At 61.0% G+C, this 20,733-nt stretch carries 14 protein-coding genes; 4 read left to right on the top strand and 10 right to left on the bottom strand.

The genetic code is table 11. From position 1 onward, the window contains the following. Positions 1-125: 125 nt before the first annotated feature. A complete protein-coding gene (gene aceE, locus RT21_RS04030; RefSeq protein ID WP_046161716.1) occupies positions 126-2,771 on the top strand; it encodes a pyruvate dehydrogenase (acetyl-transferring), homodimeric type in 2,646 nt (881 codons plus the stop codon). Positions 2,772-2,795: 24 nt separating this feature from the next. Further along, the gene (gene aceF / locus RT21_RS04025) at positions 2,796-4,808 is read left to right on the top strand and encodes a dihydrolipoyllysine-residue acetyltransferase (protein WP_046161715.1); all 2,013 of its coding nucleotides are present in this window, start codon (positions 2,796-2,798) and stop codon (positions 4,806-4,808) included. A gap of 68 nt (positions 4,809-4,876) precedes the next feature. On the opposite strand, the gene RT21_RS04020 is transcribed toward aceF, so the two are convergent. After that, positions 4,877-5,404, bottom strand: a complete 528-nt coding sequence (locus tag RT21_RS04020; protein WP_177327046.1) for a hypothetical protein — start codon at positions 5,402-5,404, stop codon at positions 4,877-4,879. Between the two features lie 110 nt (positions 5,405-5,514). Between RT21_RS04020 and RT21_RS04015 the strand changes: the two genes are divergently transcribed. Both RT21_RS04015 and msrA read left to right on the top strand, forming a co-directional pair. Further along, positions 5,515-8,190 (top strand): sensor domain-containing protein, encoded by a 2,676-nt coding sequence (locus tag RT21_RS04015; protein WP_046161714.1) that lies wholly within the window; start codon positions 5,515-5,517, stop codon positions 8,188-8,190. Positions 8,191-8,284: 94 nt separating this feature from the next. After that, positions 8,285-8,932 carry a peptide-methionine (S)-S-oxide reductase MsrA gene (msrA, locus tag RT21_RS04010; RefSeq protein ID WP_046161713.1) on the top strand — a complete coding sequence of 216 codons (648 nt, stop codon included), beginning with the start codon at positions 8,285-8,287 and terminating at the stop codon, positions 8,930-8,932. Between the two features lie 538 nt (positions 8,933-9,470). On the opposite strand, the gene RT21_RS04005 is transcribed toward msrA, so the two are convergent. From RT21_RS04005 to bioF, 9 genes are all read right to left on the bottom strand, one after another. Then, the gene (locus tag RT21_RS04005; protein ID WP_046161712.1) at positions 9,471-11,249 is read right to left on the bottom strand and encodes an acyl-CoA dehydrogenase C-terminal domain-containing protein; all 1,779 of its coding nucleotides are present in this window, start codon (positions 11,247-11,249) and stop codon (positions 9,471-9,473) included. 219 nt (positions 11,250-11,468) lie between these two features. Continuing rightward, positions 11,469-13,262, bottom strand: coding sequence for an acyl-CoA dehydrogenase C-terminal domain-containing protein (locus RT21_RS04000; protein ID WP_046161711.1), 1,794 nt, complete (start codon positions 13,260-13,262; stop codon positions 11,469-11,471). A 156-nt stretch (positions 13,263-13,418) separates the two neighbouring features. Further along, positions 13,419-14,756 carry a GGDEF domain-containing protein gene (locus RT21_RS03995; RefSeq protein ID WP_046161710.1) on the bottom strand — a complete coding sequence of 446 codons (1,338 nt, stop codon included), beginning with the start codon at positions 14,754-14,756 and terminating at the stop codon, positions 13,419-13,421. Positions 14,757-14,872: 116 nt separating this feature from the next. Beyond that, on the bottom strand, positions 14,873-16,678 hold the full coding sequence (locus RT21_RS03990) for a phenylacyl-CoA dehydrogenase (RefSeq protein WP_046161709.1): 1,806 nt from the start codon (positions 16,676-16,678) through the stop codon (positions 14,873-14,875). Between the two features lie 239 nt (positions 16,679-16,917). Continuing rightward, a complete protein-coding gene (locus RT21_RS03985) occupies positions 16,918-17,172 on the bottom strand; it encodes a hypothetical protein (RefSeq protein ID WP_046161708.1) in 255 nt (84 codons plus the stop codon). A 123-nt stretch (positions 17,173-17,295) separates the two neighbouring features. Next, on the bottom strand, positions 17,296-17,994 hold the full coding sequence (gene bioD, locus RT21_RS03980) for a dethiobiotin synthase (protein WP_046161707.1): 699 nt from the start codon (positions 17,992-17,994) through the stop codon (positions 17,296-17,298). Next, positions 17,991-18,815, bottom strand: coding sequence for a malonyl-ACP O-methyltransferase BioC (bioC, locus tag RT21_RS03975; RefSeq protein WP_046161706.1), 825 nt, complete (start codon positions 18,813-18,815; stop codon positions 17,991-17,993). The genes bioD and bioC overlap by 4 nt, the downstream gene beginning before the upstream one ends. Beyond that, complete coding sequence (locus RT21_RS03970; RefSeq protein ID WP_046161705.1) at positions 18,812-19,534, bottom strand: alpha/beta fold hydrolase; 723 nt, start codon at positions 19,532-19,534, stop codon at positions 18,812-18,814. Before RT21_RS03970 ends, bioC begins: the two co-directional genes overlap by 4 nt. After that, positions 19,527-20,708, bottom strand: a complete 1,182-nt coding sequence (gene bioF / locus RT21_RS03965) for an 8-amino-7-oxononanoate synthase (RefSeq protein WP_046161704.1) — start codon at positions 20,706-20,708, stop codon at positions 19,527-19,529. Before bioF ends, RT21_RS03970 begins: the two co-directional genes overlap by 8 nt. Positions 20,709-20,733 lie beyond the last annotated feature (25 nt).

The raw sequence follows: 20,733 nt of genomic DNA, 5'->3' as shown, positions 1-20,733 counted from the left end.
GTAGTAAAACTACAGAGCCCGGCTCTACCCCCGGCAAACATCCAAGAACATATACGCGCCGGCCCACAAAGCCGGCCGCGAAGCAGGCAACCGATTCTGGAAGCCTTTCCGCCCTGGAGCAAGCCATGCAAGATCTCGATCCCGTCGAAACCCAGGAATGGCTGGACGCCCTCGAGTCAGTTCTCGACCGCGAAGGCGAAGACCGCGCCCATTATTTAATGACCCGGATGGGGGAGCTGGCCACCCGTAGCGGCACACCGCTGCCCTACGGCATCACCACGCCGTACCGCAACACCATTCCCGTTACCCGCGAAGCCAAGATGCCCGGCGACCTGTTCATGGAACGCCGCATCCGCTCTTTGGTCCGCTGGAACGCGCTGGCAATGGTGATGCGCGCAAACATGAAGGACCCGGACCTGGGTGGACATATTTCCACCTTCGCCTCCAGTGCGACGCTCTACGACATCGGCTTCAACTACTTCTTCCAGGCGCCTACTGAAGAGCATGGCGGCGACCTGATCTACTATCAGGGCCACGCCTCTCCTGGCATCTATTCGCGTGCCTTCCTCGAAGGCCGCCTGAGCGAAGACCAGATGCTCAACTTCCGACAGGAAGTGGATGGCCAAGGTCTGTCGAGCTACCCGCACCCGCACCTGATGCCGGACTTCTGGCAGTTCCCCACCGTGTCCATGGGCCTGGGCCCGATCACGGCGATCTACCAGGCGCGCTTCATGAAGTACCTGGAAAACCGCGGCTTCATTCCGAAGGGCAAGCAGCGCGTCTGGTGCTTCATTGGCGACGGCGAGTGCGACGAGCCGGAAACCCTCGGTGCCATTTCCCTGGCTGGCCGCGAAAACCTCGACAACTTGGTGTTCGTCATCAACTGCAACCTCCAGCGTCTGGACGGCCCGGTTCGCGGCAACAGCAAGATCATCCAAGAGCTGGAAGGCGTGTTCAAAGGCGCCAACTGGAACGTCAACAAGGTCGTCTGGGGCCGTCTGTGGGATCCGCTGTTCGCTGCCGATGAAGACGGCCGCATGCAGCGTCGCATGGACGAGGCAATCGACGGGGAATACCAGAACTACAAAGCCAAAGACGGCGCCTATGTGCGCAAACACTTCTTTGGTGCTGACCCTGAACTGCTCAAGCGCGTCGAGAGCATGTCGGATGAGGAAGTCTGGAAGCTCAACCGCGGCGGCCACGACCCGTACAAGGTGTATGCAGCCTACCACCAGGCGGTCAACCACAAGGGCCAGCCGACGGTCATCCTAGCCAAGACCATCAAGGGCTACGGTACCGGTGCCGGTGAGGCGAAGAACATCGCCCACAACACCAAGAAAGTCGATATCGACAGCCTGAAGATGTTCCGCGATCGCTTCGACATCCCGGTCAACGATTCGCAGCTCGAAGAATTGCCGTTCTACCGCCCGGCCGAAGACAGCGCCGAGATGCGCTACCTGCGCAAGTGCCGCGAGAAGCTCGGTGGTTCCCTGCCGCAACGCCGACCGAAGAGCTTCAGCATCCCGACACCGCCGCTGGACACGCTGAAGGCTGTGCTGGACGGCTCGGGTGAGCGTGAAATCTCCACCACGATGGCGTTCGGCCGCATCCTCTCGCAACTGGTAAAAGACAAGGATCTGGGCAAGCGTATCGTGCCGATTCTCGCCGACGAGGCGCGTACGTTCGGCATGGAAGGCATGTTCCGCCAGCTGGGCATCTACTCCCCGGTCGGCCAGCTGTACGAGCCGGTCGACCGCGATCAGGTGATGTACTACCGCGAAGAAAAAGACGGACAGATCCTGCAGGAAGGCCTGAACGAAGCGGGTGCTTTCTCCTCGTTCATCGCTGCCGGTACTGCCTACAGCAACTACAACCAGCCAATGCTGCCGGTCTACATCTTCTACTCGATGTTCGGTTTCCAGCGTATCGGCGATCTGGCGTGGGCAGCGGGCGATGCACAGACCCGTGGCTTCCTGCTCGGCGGTACCGCAGGCCGTACCACGCTGAACGGCGAAGGTTTGCAGCATGAGGACGGCCACAGCCATATCCTCGCCAGCACCATCCCCAACTGCCGCAGCTATGACCCCACCTACGGCTACGAGCTGGCGGTGATCATGCATCACGGCATGCACGAGATGATGGAGCTGCAGAAGAGCGTCTACTACTACATCACCGTGATGAACGAGAACTACCAGCAGCCGGCCATGCCGCAGGGTGTCGAGGAAGGCATTCTCAAAGGCATGTACCTGCTTGAAGAAGCCAAGGGCGACTTCAAGCACCGCGTGCAGCTGTTGGGCTCGGGCACCATCCTGCGCGAGGTACGCGCCGCGGTGGACATCCTCGCCAAGATGGGCGTGGGTGCCGACGTCTGGAGCGTGACCAGCTTCAACGAGCTGCGCCGCGATGGCCTGGCCGTGGACCACTGGAACCGCTTGCACCCAACCGACGAACCGCGCAAGAGCTATGTTGAGCAGTGTCTGGAAGGCCGCGAAGGTCCGGTCATCGCCTCCACCGACTACATGAAGCTGTTCGCCGATCAGATTCGCCAGTGGGTTCCGTCGCGTGAATACCAGGTGCTGGGCACCGACGGCTTCGGCCGCAGCGACTCGCGCGCCAAGCTGCGTGACTTCTTCGAAGTCGACCGTCGCTGGGTCGCTGTCGCCGCCCTGCAGGCACTCGCCGCTCGCGGCGCCATCGAACGCACCGTGGTGGCCAATGCCATCTCCGAGTTCGGTATCGACCCCGAGAAGCGCAATCCTCTGGATTGCTGATGCGTGCGCACAGGAGAACCTATTGTGAGTGAAACCATACGCGTACCCGACATCGGCAGCGGTGAGGGTGAAGTAATCGAGTTGTTCGTGAAGGTCGGCGACCGTATCGAAGCCGACCAGAGCATTCTGACGCTCGAATCCGACAAGGCCAGCATGGAAATCCCGGCGTCTAAGGCGGGCGTGGTGAAAGCCTTGAAGGTCAAGCTTGGCGACCGCCTGAAAGAAGGCGACGAACTGCTGGAGCTTGAGAGCGAGGAAGAAGGACAGGAAAGCGAGGCGCCGGCAGAAGCCGCGGCCGAGCCTGCCGCTGCTAGCAGTGGCGGCCCGGCTGACGAAGCCGAAGCACCCACACCTCCGAGCGATGACAACCCCTCGGCCACCGCCGAGGAAGGCGAATCGCAGGAGATCAAGGTCCCGGACATCGGATCGGACGGCAAGGCCAGCGTCATTGAAATCTCGGTCAAGGTCGGCGACACCATCGCCGCCGAGCAAGCGCTGATCACGCTGGAGTCCGACAAAGCCAGCATGGAGATACCCTCCCCGGCTGCCGGCGTGGTCGAGAGCATTTCGGTGAAGGTCGGCGACGAAGTTGGTACCGGTGACCTAATCCTGATCCTCAAGGGCGCCGCTTCGAGCAAGCCGGCAGCGGCCAGCGCCTCGGACAGCCAGGCACAAAGCCCGGCCAAGGAGAAACTGACCGAGCAGGCCGCAGAAGCACCCGCCGAAGCTGCAGGCGAGACCGTGGAGGAGGTTCGTATTCCGGACATCGGCTCCAGTGGCAGCGCCAAGGTCATCGAAGTCATGATCAAGGCCGGCGACAGCGTCGAGGCGGATCAATCACTGATCACGCTGGAGTCGGACAAAGCCAGCATGGAGATCCCAGCGCCCAAGGCTGGAGTGGTGGAGTCGCTGTCGATCAAGGTCGGTGACGATGCCAAAACCGGCGACCTGATCCTGACCTTGAAGGTGGCTGGCGCAGCTCCGGCGAAGAAGGCCGAGCCGAAGCCGCAGCAGGAAGCAGCGCCCCAGCAGCAGGCCGTTGCACCGAACAAGCAAGGCGTACCGGAGGCCAAGGCAGCCTCGACGCCAGCCCCGGCCGTGAGCGGGCCGAGCAAGGCCGGCACCAAGGTGCACGCTGGCCCAGCGGTGCGCATGACCGCACGGGAATTCGGCGTGGAATTGGCTGATGTCACCGGAACAGGACCAAAGGGAAGGATTCTCAAGGAAGACGTTCAGGCCTACGTCAAGAACATGCTGCACAAGACCAAGCACGCCTCGGCCGAAGGCGCTACGGGCGGTGCGGGCATCCCGCCGATCCCGACCATTGATTTCAGCCGCTTTGGTGAAATTGAAGAAGTGCCCATGAGCCGCCTGATGCAGGTCGGTGCTGCCAACTTGCATCGCAGCTGGCTGAACGTGCCGCACGTGACCCAGTTCGAGTCGGCTGACATCACCGAATTGGAAGCTTTCCGTGTCGCGCAGAAGGCGATCGCGGAAAAAGCCGGCGTCAAGCTGACCGTGCTGCCGTTGTTGCTCAAGGCGTGCGCGCATCTACTCAAGGAGTTGCCGGAGTTCAACGCTTCGCTGTCGCCAAGCGGCAAGTCAGTGATCCGCAAGAAGTACGTGCATGTCGGCTTCGCGGTCGACACTCCGGACGGCTTGATGGTCCCTGTGATACGCAACGTTGACCAGAAGAGCTTGTTGCAGTTGGCAGCCGAAGCGGCAGAGTTGGCCGAGAAGGCGCGCACCAAGAAGCTATCGCCCGATGCCATGCAAGGTGCCTGCTTCACCATCTCAAGTCTCGGCCACATTGGCGGCACCGGCTTCACGCCGATCGTCAACGCGCCGGAAGTGGCGATCCTCGGTGTATCCAAGGCGGCAATGCAGCCGGTTTGGGATGGCAAGGCCTTCCAGCCTCGCCTGATGTTGCCGCTATCGCTGTCCTATGACCACCGCGTCATCAACGGCGCCGCGGCCGCACGCTTCACCAAGCGTCTGTCCGAGCTGCTGGCTGACATCCGCACCATGCTGTTATGATCGGATGAGCAACAAAAAACCCGCCATCCGGCGGGTTTTTTTGTGTCACCTAACACCGTGAGACGCCATCAGCCTTTCTGCAAATTGCGGAACAGGAATGACAGAGCCTTCGCCAGCTCCTCGGCACCTTTGGGATCGCGCAGGATGGTTAGCCAAGGATCGCCACCCGCCTTACCAGCGAAGGCACACACGACACCCTGCGGCGGGCATTGGTACTGGATGTAGGGGTCCATGCCGAACACCGAGAAACCTCTATTACGCACGGCGACATTGCCGGACGCATCCCGACGCTCCTCACGAATACGCAACTCACCCGGAGCACCAACGCTGATCTGGTATTCGAGGTCCTCTGGGTTGGCCTGCCCCACTTGATAGGCCGCCCGCAATCCATAGGTTTTGAGCAGTGCATTGCTATGAGCAAGCAGCGCTTTTCGTTCGTCCGTGGTCAGGTAAAGCGTCTTGAGCTCGGCCAGATATCGCGACGGTTCATCCGAGCCCAAGGTATTTGATTCGGCAGCTTTGAGCTGTCCGCTGGCGATCAGGAAGATCGAGATCAACAGTAACTTTGATAGCCGACTTGTCAGTCCCTGCTGCATGATGCACCCTTGCGGTAATTAATATTATTTAGCCATCGCCGCGCCGTCAAAAGCGTCTAAGCTGCGGCTAACGAAGCGACTACCGCAGCATACTGGAAGCAAACCGCTCGATGAAAATACATACCGATGCCGCCAGCCGTTTGGCGACCGAGGTTGTGACGCAGTTGCCAGTGCCTTCGAGGCTGGGCATGCTGCGCTTCGAGCGTTTGAATGAATCCAGCTGGGCGCTGCTGTTTCTAGACCCTGCCTGCGAACGTTATCTAGGCCAGCCCGCGCAGGATCTGTGTTCCCTGATCGACTCGCCTTACGCCAGCCTCATGGAACCGCAGGTTCGCCTTAAGCTTCATGACGTTGTGCAAGCCCAGCTCGCAACGCTCGGCCACTATTCCATCCGGTATTGCCTGCACACCTGCGGTGGGCCATTGGACATGTTGGAAATCGGTGAACTCTGCCAGCAGTATGGTCGAGACCTGGTCCGCGGCTACCTGATTGTCGAACCCCATGCAGCGGAAGCCTCCCCTGCGCTGGAAGCCGAAAATGCGAAGCTGCGGTCGACCCTGGAGTTTTATCAGCAGGCCCAGGATGAGCACCTCGAACACCTGATCCGCTCCCGTGCGCAGCAGAGTCTGATTGTGCGCCTGGCCCGGCACCGGTACAGCGCAGCCGACCCGCAGCTCGAGGCCGCCCAGCTGATCACCCAAGCCGCCAGCGAAGCCTACGGGATAGCCCGCGCGTCGATATGGCATTTGAAGGGTAATCATCTTGAGGCCATCGCGGCCTACTGTCGCGATAGTGGCAGCCTCGAATACCCCTCATCGTTGGAAATGTCGGGCTGTCCGCGTTATATGGAGGCGCTGCACAGGGGGCGAGTGATCGATGTGCAAAACATCGCCGAAGACGCCCGGACCGTGGAACTTGCGCAAGCTTTTTTCAAACCACGGGGTATCACGTCGATCCTTGACGCAACGATACGGGTCGGTGGTGAGGTGTTTGGCGTGCTCTGTCTAGAACACTCCGGTTGCGTCAGAACCTGGCATGCCGACGAGGTGGCTTTCGCTGGTGAACTGGCCGATCAGTATGCGCAGGTGCTGGCCAATCAGCAGCGCGTCAGTGCGACTTACACATTGCACCTCTTCCAGCGCGCGGTCGAACAGAGTGCCAGCGCGTTCATCCTGGTCGATCGTGATGGCATCGTCGAGTACGTGAATCCGAGCTTCACCTCCATCACCCAGTTTTCAGCCGATGAGGTTCGGGGCCGCCGCCTAGCCGAGCTTACCGCTTTGGAAAACCTCAGCGAATTGCTGTTCGATACCTCGTCGGCCTTGTCGCAGAGCAACAGCTGGCAGGGTGAATTTCGCAGCCGCCGAAAGAATCTGGAGCCCTACTGGGGGCAGCTGTCGATTTCCAAGGTGTTCGGTGAGAGCGGTGAACTCACGCACTACATCGGCATTTACGAAGACATCACGCAGAGCAAGTTGGCGCAGCAGCACATCGAGCGCCTGGCCTATACGGATAACCTGACCAGCCTCGGAAATCGGCCGTTTTTCATTCGCAGCATCGAAGAGCGCTTCGCCACCAACAAACAACCGCAGCTGTGTCTGTTGCTGGTGGATATCGACAATTTCAAGCGCATCAATGACAGTCTCGGACACCAGACCGGCGACAAATTGCTGGCCAGCCTGGCTCGCCGTCTACGCAACAGCCTCAACCGCGACAGTGTGCTTGCACGCTTCGCCAGCAACGAGTTCGCTCTCCTGCTCGACAACATGGACCTAGAAGAAGGCCGGCTCCTGGCGCATCAAGTGCTGCGCATCCTCGACAAGCCCCTGTTCGTCGACAAACAGCTGATCAGCGTCAGCGCCTCCCTGGGCCTGGCCTGTTCGCCGCTGCATGGCCGCGATCCCGAGACGCTGATGAAACACGCTGGCCAAGCCCTGCATAAAGCCAAGGCCAACGGCAAGAATCAGGTCCAGGTGTTTACCGAAGCCTTGCACGCCGAGGCCAACTACAAGCTATTCGTCGAAAACAATCTGCGCCGTGCGCTGGTGCAGAATGAGCTAGAAGTCTTCTATCAACCCAAGCTCTGCCTGCGCAGCGGTCGGCTGCAGGGCCTGGAAGCGCTGCTGCGCTGGAACCATCCGGAAAAAGGCATGATCCGCCCTGATCAATTCATCGGCGTTGCCGAGGAAACCGGGCTGATCATCCCGATAGGCAAGTGGGTAGCACGTGAGGCCTGTCGAATGGGGCTACAGCTCGCAGCGCTGGGCATCGGCAATCCACAGGTCGCGATCAACCTGTCGCCCAAGCAATTTTCGGATCCCGACCTGGTCGGCTCAATCGCCGCCATTCTTGCCGAAGAACAGCTACCACCCGACCGTCTTGAGCTGGAGCTGACTGAGAGCCTACTGCTCGAAGCGACCGAAGAGACCCGCCAGCAACTGATAGGGCTTAAGGCACTCGGGGTCACCCTAGCAATGGATGACTTCGGTACCGGCTATTCGTCGTTGAGCTATTTGAAGAAATTCCCCATCGATGTAATCAAGATCGACCGCAGCTTTATCAAGGACATCCCGGACAACCAGGACGATATCGAGATCACCTCAGCCGTTATCGCCATGGCCCGCAACCTCAATCTCAAGGTGGTTGCGGAAGGTATCGAGACAGTTGAACAGCTGACCTTCCTGCGCCATCAGCGCTGCGATATCGGGCAGGGTTACCTGTTCGACAAGCCCATCCCCGGCGACCAGCTACTGACCTCGCTACGCCGATACCCGCACTGGCTCTAACGGTCTGCGCCTACCGTCCGGGCACATGCGCGTTGGATTTGTCAGCTTGGTAGCCTAGGCTAGCTGAAAACACGCCCCAGGCTCGAGGACCACAATGACCCTGCGCTCGCAAATTCTCGTTCATAAACAAGCGCTACCCGATGCAGGACAAGCCCTGCCCGGACGCGCCACGCCAGTCCCGGTACCCGCAGCTCACTTCGTCAGCGGTAACCCGCTGCAGCCCCCATTTCCGGCGCACCTGCAGCAGGCGATGTTTGCCATGGGCTGTTTCTGGGGAGCCGAACGCCGCTTTTGGGAGCAGCCCGGGGTATGGACTACCGCGGCGGTCTATGCCGGAGGGCATACGCCAAACCCCACCTACGAAGAGGTCTGTTCCGGTCTTACCGGGCACACCGAAGCCGTGCTGGTGGTGTTTGACCCACAACAGATTTCTTACGACGACCTGCTCAGGCTGTTCTGGGAGGCGCACAACCCGACCCAGGGCATGCGCCAAGGCAACGACATCGGCACCCAGTATCGCTCGGCAATCTACTGCTTTAGCGCCACGCAATTCGAAATGGCGCGCGATAGCGAAGCACGCTTCCAGACAGAACTGAACAAGCACGGGCTTGGCGGCATCACCACGGAAATCGCCGACCTGCCGGCCTTCTACTACGCAGAGGCCTACCACCAGCAATATTTGGCGAAGAACCCTGGCGGATACTGTGGCCTTGGAGGCACAGGCGTCTGCATGCCAGCCTGAAAACTGCACTGCGTCGATGCTGGGGCTAATCAGACGCTAGGGGAGGCAAGCACAGCCTACTCATGTCTTTTGCGGTGGCGTTGCGCCCGGACAGCTTCCCCAGCTTGTCCGCGCTCCGCCAACTTCATCTGGATCGAGCCGCCAAGCCGCCGCGGCACACAGACATCCATCTACCGGCCCGTAACGCCTGGCTTCTCTGCCCTTTAAAAAGAAAACCCCGCCGAAGCGGGGCCTTTGCAGACTGAAACTGACATCCGTGACTTACGCCTTCCTGGCGTCGTTCCGCTACGCGTCCGTTTTGTGTCTAAAGCTCTTCCCTACGCGGCGTCCATGGCGGCAAAGACTACCGATCGGCCTGGAAAACCTGTAGTAGCAGTTCGCACCACGGCTTGTAAGCATTGACTTACGCACGAAACCTGCCTTGGTCCCGCGTGTAAGCAATTGACTACAAGCGATGCAGATCTATGACTGAACTGGTGGCGCATTGTTCCCTAAAGATGGCTAATTAATTTCATTATGCCTCACGGATGGATCTCTCTTAGAACTGTGCAGCATCGAGCAGATACAGCGAATCGCTGCCGGCTCGGACCGAGGCGCTCAACGAGTGAATGCGAGGCAACAGACGTGCGAAATAAAACCGCGCTGTGCCGAGCTTGCTGGCGTAGAAATCGTCTTGCTTTTCCTTGCCCAGCGCGGCTTCTGCCATTCTCGCCCACATATAGGCGTAGGCCGTGTAACCGAACACATGCAGGTATTCGACCGAGGCCGCGCCGATCTCGTTGGGGTTGCGCTTTGCGCTATCGATGACGAACGCTGTGAGTCCATCGAGACTCTCCAATGCTGCCTTCAGTGGAACAGTGAACTCGCCAAGCTCACTGCCCGCAGCCGCACAGTAGCTTCGGATTTCCTCCGCAAACGCGTTGTACAGCTCGCCGCCACTGCCTACCACCTTGCGTCCGAGCAGGTCCAGCGCCTGGATGCCGTTGGTGCCTTCGTAGATCTGGGTGATCCGACAGTCGCGGACCAGTTGCTCCTGCCCCCACTCCCGGATGAAGCCGTGGCCACCGAAGATCTGCTGACCATGGACAGTGGTTTCCAAACCCATGTCGGTGAGGAAGGCTTTGGCCACGGGCGTCAGCAGAGCCACCTGCGCCTCGGCACGCTGACGTGCTTCGGCATCATCACCGAACTTGGCGATGTCCAGCTGCAGGGCGACATAGCTGGAGAAGGCGCGCCCGCCTTCGTTCAGCGCTTTCATGGTCAACAGCATGCGGCGCACGTCCGGGTGCACGATGATCGGATCGGCGGCCTTGTCTTGCGATACCGGCCCCGTCGGAGCGCGGCTCTGGATGCGCTCACGGGCGTACTCGATGGCACTCTGGTAAGAACGCTCGCCGGTGGAGAGCCCCTGGATGCCAACGCCCAGACGCTCGTAGTTCATCATGGTGAACATGGCGGCCAGTCCCTTGTTGGGCTCGCCGACCATCCAGCCCATGGCGCCGTCGAAGTTCATGACGCAGGTCGCAGAGGCCTGGATACCCATCTTGTGCTCGATGGAGCCGCAGCTCAGGCTGTTGCGCTCACCCAGGCTGCCGTCTTCATTGACCATCACCTTGGGCACCAGGAACAGCGAGATACCGCGCGAGCCGGCCGGTGCGTCGGGGAGCTTGGCCAATACCAGATGGATGATGTTGTCGGTGAGATCGTGCTCGCCGCCGGTGATGAATATCTTGGTGCCGCTGACCTTGTAGGAGCCGTCCGCCTGAGGCTCCGCCTTGGTTCGGATGATGCCCAAATCGGTCCCGGCGTGGGGCTCGGTCAGGCACATGGAACCGGACCAGACACCGGCATACATGTTTGGCAGGTACTTCTGCTTCAGCTCTTCGCTGGCATGGGCGTAAATGGACAGGCAGGCTCCGGAAGTCAGCATTGGGTAGAGACCGAACGCCAAACTGGCAGAGTTCATCATTTCCTCGACCTGCGCCGAGATCGCTTTCGGCATGCCCATGCCGCCGTAGGCTGGGTCGCCGCCTACACCGACCCAGCCGCCTTCGGCGTAAAGGCGATAGGCCTCTGGGTATCCAGCCGGAGTGGTTACCGCGCCGTCGACCCAGCGACAGCCTTCCTCGTCACCGCTGCGGTTGAGCGGTGCGATGGAATTCGCAGTAATCTTGCCGGCCTCCTCGAGGATGGCTTCGGCGGTTTCCGCATCGACGACTTCCGCCAACGCTGGCATCGTCTGCCAGAGCTTCGGGGCGGCGAAGACTTCATTTAGGACGAAACGCATATCGCGCAGGGGTGCTTTGTAGTCAGCCATGAAAAAGACCTCGCAGAAAACATCTCACCCGGCCGATTGGCCGCAGCAGTTTCGCGAGTCTAACTGAAGACCAATCAGCGCCCGAAGCGTCTTTAAATGACTTACCGGTTCTCACTTCGACGTTACAGGCAGCCACGCTTGCTCGCCCGGAATCCGCAAGCCGCGCCTGAGATCGCCCAAAAAAAGCCCGCACGAGGCGGGCTATAAATTTCCGGTGGGTCAGAAAGCGAATTGGTCAGCGGCCAGCTTCATCAGGCTTGCACTTCCGGCCTCGATGGCCGCTTTGTGGGCTGCGGTGCGCGGAAGCAGGCGAGCAAAGTAAAATTCGGCGGTGGTCAGCTTCGACTGGTAGAAAGCCGTGTCGCTGCCCGCCTCGTCCAGCTTGCTCTGAGCCACCACAGCCATGCGCAGCCAGAAATAGCCCAGGATCAGGTAACCGCAGTACATCAGGTAGTCCACCGAGGCTGCGCCGACTTCGTCGGGATTTTTCATCGCTGCCATGCTGATTCGTGTGGTGATCTCGCCCAATTCGCGATTGAGGCCAGCCAGTTGTGTCACGTATTGCTGCAGCTGAGGATGCTGCCCGTTGGCCTCGCAGAACTTGTGCACCTGCTTGGTGAACCCCAGCATCAGCTTGCCCTGGCTCCCCAGCACCTTGCGCCCCAGCAGGTCGAGCGCCTGGATGCCGTTGGTGCCCTCATAGATCGGGGCGATACGGCAATCACGCACGAGCTGCTCCATACCCCACTCTCGGATATAGCCGTGGCCGCCAAACACCTGCATGCCGAGGTTAGTGACCTCAAGCCCGGTGTCGGTCATGAAGGCCTTGCAGATCGGCGTGAGGAAGGCGAGCAGGTCCTCGGCGTCCTTGCGCTTGTCGGCGTCGGGGCTGTGTATCTGATCGAGCAATTGTGCGGTGAAGTACGCCAGGGCACGGTTACCCTCGTTGAAAGCCTTCATCGTCAATAGCATGCGCCGCACATCAGGGTGCACGATGATCGGGTCGGCCGGCTTCTCAGGAAACTTCGCGCCGGTCAGCGCGCGCATTTGCAAACGCTCGTTGGCGTACTGGATCGCGCCCTGAAAGCTCGCTTCGCCGCTGCATAGCCCCTGCATGCCAGTACCCAGCCGGGCATGGTTCATCATCGTGAACATGCAGTTGAGACCTTTGTTTGGCTCACCGATGAGGAAACCCGTGGCGCCGTCGAAGTTGATGACGCAGGTCGCCGAGGCCTTGATCCCCATCTTGTGCTCGATGGAGCCGCAGGCAACAGCATTGCGCTCGCCCGCTTCGCCGGCGGCATCAGGCAGGAACTTGGGCACGATGAACAGCGAAATCCCCTTGGTGCCAGCCGGGGCATCGGGGAGTTTGGCCAGAACCAGATGCACGATGTTCTCGCTCATGTCGTGCTCGCCGGCCGAGATGAAGATCTTCGTGCCGCTGATCGCGTAGCTGCCGTCAGCCTGCGGTACCGCGCGAGTCTTGATAATGCCCAGATCCGTGCCGCAGTGGGATTCGGTGAGGCACATGGTGCCGGTCCAGCGGCCCTCGGTCATCCGGGTCAGGTAGGCCTGTTTCTGCTCATCGGTGCCGTGAGCCCCGATTGCGGCCATGGCGCCATGGGTCAGTCCGGGATACATACCAAAGGAGGTGTTCGCCGAGCCGACCATCTCGCCAACGACCAGCCCCAGCGAGTGCGGCAGGCCCTGTCCGCCATAGGCAGGATCCGAGGCCAGGCCCATCCAGCCACCTTCGGCGTACTGCGCGAAGGCCTCCTTGAAGCCTTTCGGGGTGACGACCACGCCGTCATCGAAATGGCACCCTTCCTCGTCACCGCTGCGGTTGAGCGGCGCCAGAACCTGTTCGCAGAACTTGGCGCCCTCCTCGAGAATCGCGCTGACCGTGTCTGGCGTGGCGTCTTCGGCACCATTAGCCGCGTAGCTGCCATGAAAGTCGAACACTTCGTCGATCAGGAAGCGCATATCGCGCAGGGGAGCTTTGTAAGCGGGCATATCGATCTCCAGGACGGCACTGTGCATTGTTATGCTCGCCACGCTACTGGCAGATCGACCCGCTCGCCATCACATTGCAGGCGCTGAATGCGCCACCATAACCACCGGCTGCCCAACGGTTCGCACGGTCAACGCCGGCAGGTTTTCAGCCGCGCGCTAAGCGTCGGTGGTCACCTCATTCAACGTACGCATTGCACCGCGGCGGTTCTCCCCATGCGCGCGGATGCAGTTACGCCCCGCTCCCTTGGCGCTATAGAGCGCCTGATCGGCCTTCTTAATGACCTCCTCGGGGCTGCGCTGCGTTATCAGTCGCTCGGCGACGCCGATACTGATGGTCACCGAGACCGCGGCTGTCGAAGCAACACCGCGGCGCTGCCGCCCCTGCTCCGCATCCTTTGGCCGGCTGGACTTGTCACGCAACTGCAACGGATAACTCTCGACAGCCTGCCGTACGGCTTCCAGATGCGGCAGGCAATGCGTCAGATCACGCCCCGGAAATACCAACGCAAATTCTTCACCACCGTAACGATAGGCACGCCCACCGCCACCAACTTTGCGTAGCCGGCTTGCGACGAGGCGCAGTACCTCGTCACCCACGTCGTGCCCATGGGTATCGTTGAAGGCCTTGAACCGATCCACGTCGGCCATCGCAATCACGTATTGACGGCCCAGACGCTGCAACCGCTCGTTAAGAGCACGACGGCCAGGCAGGCCGGTCAGCTCGTCACGGAAAGCCATCTGATAGGCCTCCTGTGCAATCGAAACCACCAGCACCAGCATCATCAAGCTGCTCAAGACGTTGAGTGCGCCCGGACGACTGAATACCTGCGGCAGCATCAAGAACAGCCCTACCAGCGCAACCAACTGCGCCGCATGCACTGGTCGACGCCGCCGTAGGTATTGCGCCAGCACCCCGAGTATCGCGATTAGAAACACTGGATAGGCCAGCTGGATCAATTGCAGCCAGTCGGCCTGCAATGACTGCCAGCGAATCTCAGTCAGCCAGTCGAGCACACCCACGGGGAATCGCCGCGCCAGAGCCAGCGCCAAGACCGACACAACAAACACAACAGCAAGCCGTGCCAGACCGTCCTGCAACAGATGTGCACGCTCTTGCCAAAGGGCATAGAGCCCATAGAGCGCCGGCAAAATCAGGCTACACAGGTGGAAGGTCAGCGCGGCCTCAGGCAGCAGCGAGCCCGTGAGCCGGTAGTGATCGACCTGGGTATCGAGTAGGAAGTAGACGATATAAACCGTCAGCAGCAAAAAGGTCTCACGGACCCGGCCATAGGCGATGCAGAAAGCCCCCCCGAGCAACAGCAGCACGGTAGGCAGCACATTGAACAGCGAAGTGAAGAACTCGTTCAGGGTAGGTTGACGCGCAGCCACAAGCCCTCCGGTCAACAACGCCAGGGGAGCATAGAAATGACTGAAGCGAGCAGGACTCAGACGGGGCACGGCGGCTCCGGTAACGGCCGTGAGGAAAGTAGGCATTCTGCCTGCACTTGGTGACAGGTTCACCTATAGGGGTGCAAAACAATGACTGGCATGGCGGAAAACAGGCAAAAAAAACCGCTGCCGTAGCAGCGGTTTCTTTTCTTCCAGAGGCCTTAGTAGGCCAGCTCGAAGTGCGCCTCATCCATGTCCATCAGGTTGTCAGCACCGGACAGCATGGCTTCAACGTGGGTACGCGTACGCGGCAGGATGCGCTGGAAGTAGAAGCGTGCGGTCTGCACCTTGGCGGTGTAGAAGCCGTCCGCATCTTCGCCGGCAGCGATCTTCTCCGACGCCAGGCGTGCCATGTCCGCCCAGAAGTAGGCTAGGCAGGCGTAACCGCAGTACATCAGGTAATCCACCGAAGCGGCTCCGACTTCTTCACGGTTCTTCATCGCAGCCATACCAACCTTCATGGTCAGATCGCCCCATTCCTTGTTCAGCTTGGCCAGCGGCTCGACGAACTGCTTGACCGGCTCGTTGCCTTCGTTGGCCTGGCAGAACTTGTGCACCACCTTGGTGAAGCCTTTAAGCGCCTCGCCCTGAGTCATCAGGACTTTACGGCCCAGCAGGTCGAGAGCCTGGATGCCGGTGGTGCCTTCGTACAGGCAGGAAATACGGCTATCGCGAACGTTTTGCTCCATGCCCCACTCAGCGATGAAACCGTGGCCGCCGTAGATCTGCACGCCATGGTTGGCCGCCTCGAAACCGACTTCCGTCATGAACGCCTTGGCGATCGGGGTCAGGAACGCCAGCATCGCGTCGGCGGCTTTGCGCTCGGCTTCATCCTTGCTGCGCTGGACGATGTCGACCTGCTTGGCTGCGAAATACATCATCGCCCGGTTGCCTTCGGCAAAGGCCTTCATGGTCAGCAGCATGCGGCGCACGTCAGGATGCACGATGATCGGGTCAGCAGCCTTTTCGGGCGCCTTCGGACCGGTCAGCGAACGCATCTGCAGACGCTCCCGCGCATACTTGATACCGCCCTGGAAGCCGATTTCCGCGTGTGCCAGGCCCTGCAGCGCAGTACCCAGACGCGCCGTGTTCATGAAGGTGAACATGCAGTTCAGGCCCTTGTTCGGCGGGCCGATCAGGAAGCCAGTGGCGCCATCGAAGTTCATCACGCAGGTGGCGTTGCCGTGGATACCCATCTTGTGTTCCAGGGAGCCGCAAGACACGCCATTGCGCTCGCCCACTCCGCCTTCGGCGTTCGGCAGGAATTTCGGCACGATGAACAGGGAGATGCCCTTGGTGCCAGCCGGCGCATCGGGCAGACGAGCCAGAACGATATGGACGATGTTATCGGCCATGTCGTGCTCACCCGCGGAGATGAAGATCTTGGTGCCGGATACCTTGTAGCTGCCATCGGCCTGAGGCTCGGCCTTGGTGCGCAGCATGCCCAGGTCGGTGCCGCAATGCGGCTCGGTCAGGCACATGGTGCCGGTCCACTCACCGGAAACAAGCTTGGTCAGGTAGGCCTGCTGCTGCTCAGGCGTGCCGTGCTCATGCAGGGTGTTCATTGCGCCGTGAGAGAGGCCGGGATACATGCCCCAGGACCAGTTGGCTTCACCGATCATTTCGCTGATTGCCAGGCCCAGCGATTCTGGCAGGCCTTGGCCGCCATGCTCAACGTCATGGGCCAGGCTCGGCCAGCCACCTTCTACAAACTGCTGGTAAGCCTCTTTAAAGCCGGTCGGCGTCTTCACGCCGCTTTCGCTCCAGGTGCAACCCTCAATGTCGCCCACACGGTTCAGAGGCGCGATGACCTGCTCACAGAACTTCGCGCCTTCATCGAGGATGGCATTGACCATGTCCGGGGTGGCGTCTTCACAACCCGGAAGGCTCTGATAGTGCGCTTCGTAGCCGAGCAATTCGTCACGTACAAAGCGGATATCGCGCAAGGGGGCCTTGTAGTCAGGCATATCGTAAACCTCAGCAGTGGGTTCTTGATTCAGGTGACTGACGGGTCAGCCACGCTTGATTTTGAATGGACCATCCGGCATAGCCCCGGCAGGTCAAACAGGCGTTTGAAACATACGTTTAGGCCTGTTCGATGTCAAGCAGCGACCATGACGCCATTCGTCGGCATCTGAACAATCATGGGCAGGGATCAGGGTGCCCGGAATCGGGCGAGGCGGCCGGCCAGAAAGGCCGGCGCAGGTCAGGCTTTGGTGTTGACCAATGTACCGAGCACTTCGTCGGCGGTCTGCAGGAGGCGCACGCCAGCGTTGGCCTGATGCTCACCGACTTTCATCTGAACCAGTTGCTCGGTCAGCTCGACCGTGTCGGCCATTGCCTGAGAGGTTTCAGCAGCAGGCAGCGTGCGATCAGCCACGACAGCGCTGGCTTGGTCAACCCGCTGCTGGCCGGCTTGGTACGCTCCAAAGCCGGCAGATAGAAGACTGTTGATTTGCATGATTCAAACCCCCACTGAAGTCGCTTAGCTATCATTGATAGCAGAGCCGTTCCGCTGACGCCAGCGCCACGTCGCTATCAGCTGCATTCAAGCACATGACCGAATGATGGCTGCGCGCCGTCTTCAAGTCCCGAGCGGCAAAATCATGAGCGGCGCCAGGTCGAGGTAGTGTGCTACCGCTGCCGGGCTTGCGGTCGGCAAGCGCGGCACCCGACCAAGGCATGGGGCCTCAAGCCGCTCATTCAACGTCGCGAGATTTTCCTGCAATCGTGAGGTGGCAGGATCAACGATGTTGGCAACCCAGCCGGCTAGCCTCAATCCGTCGCGCTCGATGGCCTCGGCACTGAGCAGCGCATGGTTGATACAGCCAAGGCGCACGCCGACTACCAGAATCACCGGCAGCCCAAGCTCTATGGCGAGATCGGAAAGCGTTTCGTCTCCAGCCAGCGGCACGCGCCAGCCACCCGCACCCTCCACCAGGGAGAACTGAGCCTGCAGTGCCAGCACTTGCCGAACCGGCTCGGCCAGCGACGTTACAGTCAGCTCGACACCCGCCTCACGGGCGGCCAGGTGTGGGGCGATTGCCGGCTCGAAGGCCAACGGATTGACCTGCTCGTAGCGTAGCGGCAGCGTGCACTCGCCGAGCAGCGCCAGTGCATCGCTGTTGCGCAGGCCTTCGGCGGTAATTTCGCATCCAGATGCGACCGGCTTCGCTGCTGCCGTGCTGAGCCCGGCCAGCCGCGCGGCGTGCAGGAGTCCGGCAGCGATAGTGGTCTTGCCGACTTCGGTGTCTGTACCGGTGACGAAATAAGCCGCGGTCATGTCAATTCCTTGCACAACACGCCATACACCACCTGATAGGTCGCCGGGAGCCCGCTCGGCGTGCGGAACTGCTCGTAGGCATCAATCAGCGCTCGAATCCGAGCACGTCCGGTAAGCCCGCCCGGGCGGCCGGGGTTCAGGTTATGCGCGCCGAGCGCCTTGAGTTCGCTGGTCAGCTGACGCAGCTCGGCGAAATGCAGCACCTCGGGCTCGACCTCTAACCGCTCCAGCTGCAAACCACCGGCGGCGCAGTACTGCTGATAGGCGCTGAACGGACGAAAGCGATTCACATGGGCAAAACCGTCCACCGCCTGCCAGCTGTCGCGCAGCTCCTGCAGAGTCCCGCTGCAGAGGCTGCTGAAGGCGAACACACCACCAGGACGGAGCACCCGCTTCGCCTCGCTCAGCGCCGCGGGGAAATCCTCACACCACTGCAGCGCCAGACTGGAAAAAATCAGATCCGCCGACGCATCACGCAGCGGCAAGCACTCAGCATCGCCAGCGATGAAACTGCCCGCGCCGCCCTGGGACCGGGCATGGCGTAGCATGCCTTCGGCGATATCCAGCGCGACACCGTCGCCGGCCGGGAAACGGTTCGCCAGCACCCGTGAGAAATAGCCGGTGCCGCAACCCAGATCCAGCCAGCGCGCCGACGTCAACCCAAGGGGCAGACGCTCGATCAGCGCGTTGCCGACGGTGCGCTGCAGCTCGGCTACAGCGTCGTAACTGGATGCCGCACGGGAAAACGACGCAGCAACCTGACGCTTGTCAGGCAGGCCGCTTTTCATATCCGGTGCTAGTGCCGCGACCGCGTCCGTCATTCCGCCTTGCTCTTGATGAAAGCCGCGATGGTTGCGGCCACGTCGTCCGGCCGCTCCAAAGGGAGCGCGTGGCTTGTCGAGGCGATCAGCTCGGCTTCGACCCCAGGCATCCAGCGCCGAAGCGCATCACAGGCAGTCGAAGGCACCAGCGCGTCGCCACCAGCAAACAGGTGCAATTGCGGCCCGAAATAGCCATGCAGCGCGCCACGCCCGTCCAGCTCAGCGAGTAATCGCAAGCCGGCTTCAAGCACGGCCGGCGTCGAATCAGATTGGCTGACTTCCAGCTGGCGGGCCAGCGTTCGCGGATCGTAGCCACCGCGGCTACAGAGCAGACGGAAACGCTTGAGCGTTTCCTCGGGATCAAGCCTGAACGCCTCTTGAAAGGCATCGAAGATCTCCGCTGCCATCGCTTCGGGCCACTGAGCGCGGGCACGGAAGCAGGGGTTGCTGGCGATGGTGACCAGTCCACGGCAGGAATCCAGGCGCCGCGCGGCGAGCTGGGCCGCCAGCATACCGCCCAGCGACCAACCGGCCAGCCAGCTGTCATCGGGTAAACGGCGATCGAGTTCATCCAGCCAGGCTTCGGGATCGGCAAGCTCGGGCAAGGGCTCGATGACCACGTCAAGATCCGGATCGAGTTCTGTCAACGCCTCGCACAAAGGCTGCAAAGCAGCCGGGCCATACGCCCAACCGGGTAGCAAAATCAGCTGATCACGCATCCGCTTCAGGCTCCTCGGCCATTCGATTCCAGCATTCGGCCAGGATATCCAGCAGTCGTTCCACCTGCGCTTCGCTATGCGACGCGCTGAAGGTCACTCGCAGCCGCGCGCTGCCGGTTGGCACTGTCGGCGGGCGGATGGCACCGACCAGAATTCCACGCTCACGCAGCGCCGCAGAGAGTTTCAGGGCGCGCTCGCTGCTACCGACCAGAATTGGCTGGATCGGCGTCGGGCTATCCATCAAGGTCAGACCGATCCCGCTCGCACCCTGACGGAAACGTGCGATCAGACTGTTCAGGTGATCTCGGCGCCAGCTCTCACTGCGGAGTAGCTCCAGGCTTTTGAGGGTGGCGCAGGCGACAGCCGGTGGCTGGCTGGTCGTATAGATGTAAGGCCGAGCGAACTGGATCAGCGTCTCGATCAGTTCCTCGCTGCCAGCCACAAAGGCCCCAGCGGTGCCGAAGGCTTTGCCGAGCGTGCCGACCAGGACCGGCACGTCATCTATCCCCAAGCCGAAATGCTCGACGATGCCGCCGCCGGTTTTGCCCAACGGGCCGAAGCCGTGTGCGTCATCGACCATGACCCAGGCATTTTTGACTTTCGCAGTGGCGCAAAGCGCTGGCAGGTTGGCCAGATCGCCATCCATGCTGAATACGCCATCGGTAACCACCAGCGTATCGCCGGCGGCCTTGTCCAGGCGCTTGGCCAGGCTGTCGACGTCGTTGTGCAGGTAACGCGAGAAGCGCGCGCCACTGAGCAGGCCGGCATCGAGCAGCGAAGCGTGATTGATACGGTCTTCCAGCACTGTATCGCCCTGCCCCACCAGCGCGGTGACGGCTGCGAGGTTGGCCATGTAACCGGTGGAGAACAACAACGCTCGCGGCCGGCCGGTGAACTCAGCCAGAGCCTCCTCGAGCTGGTGATGCGGTGTGCTGTGCCCCATGACCAGATGCGATGCTCCGCCGCCGACGCCCCAGCGCGCAGCACCCTGCTGCATGGCGCGGACGACGTCGGGGTGGCTGGCCAGCCCCAGATAGTCGTTGGAGCAGAACGCCAACAACTGTTCGCCATCAACCGTCACCTCCGGCTGCTGCGGTGTTTCCAGCAACGGGCGATGGCGATAGAGGTGGGCGGCGCGGCGCTCAGCGAGACGAGACGCAAGATCGAAAGGCATAGTTCAATACCCTAAGGAGCGAGCT

The sequence above is a fragment of the Pseudomonas sp. 10B238 genome (assembly GCF_000970615.1).
In the GTDB taxonomy this organism is placed as follows: domain Bacteria; phylum Pseudomonadota; class Gammaproteobacteria; order Pseudomonadales; family Pseudomonadaceae; genus Stutzerimonas.
The sequence above is the reverse complement of the archived record's forward strand: the minus strand, read 5'-3'. Positions and strand labels throughout refer to the sequence as shown.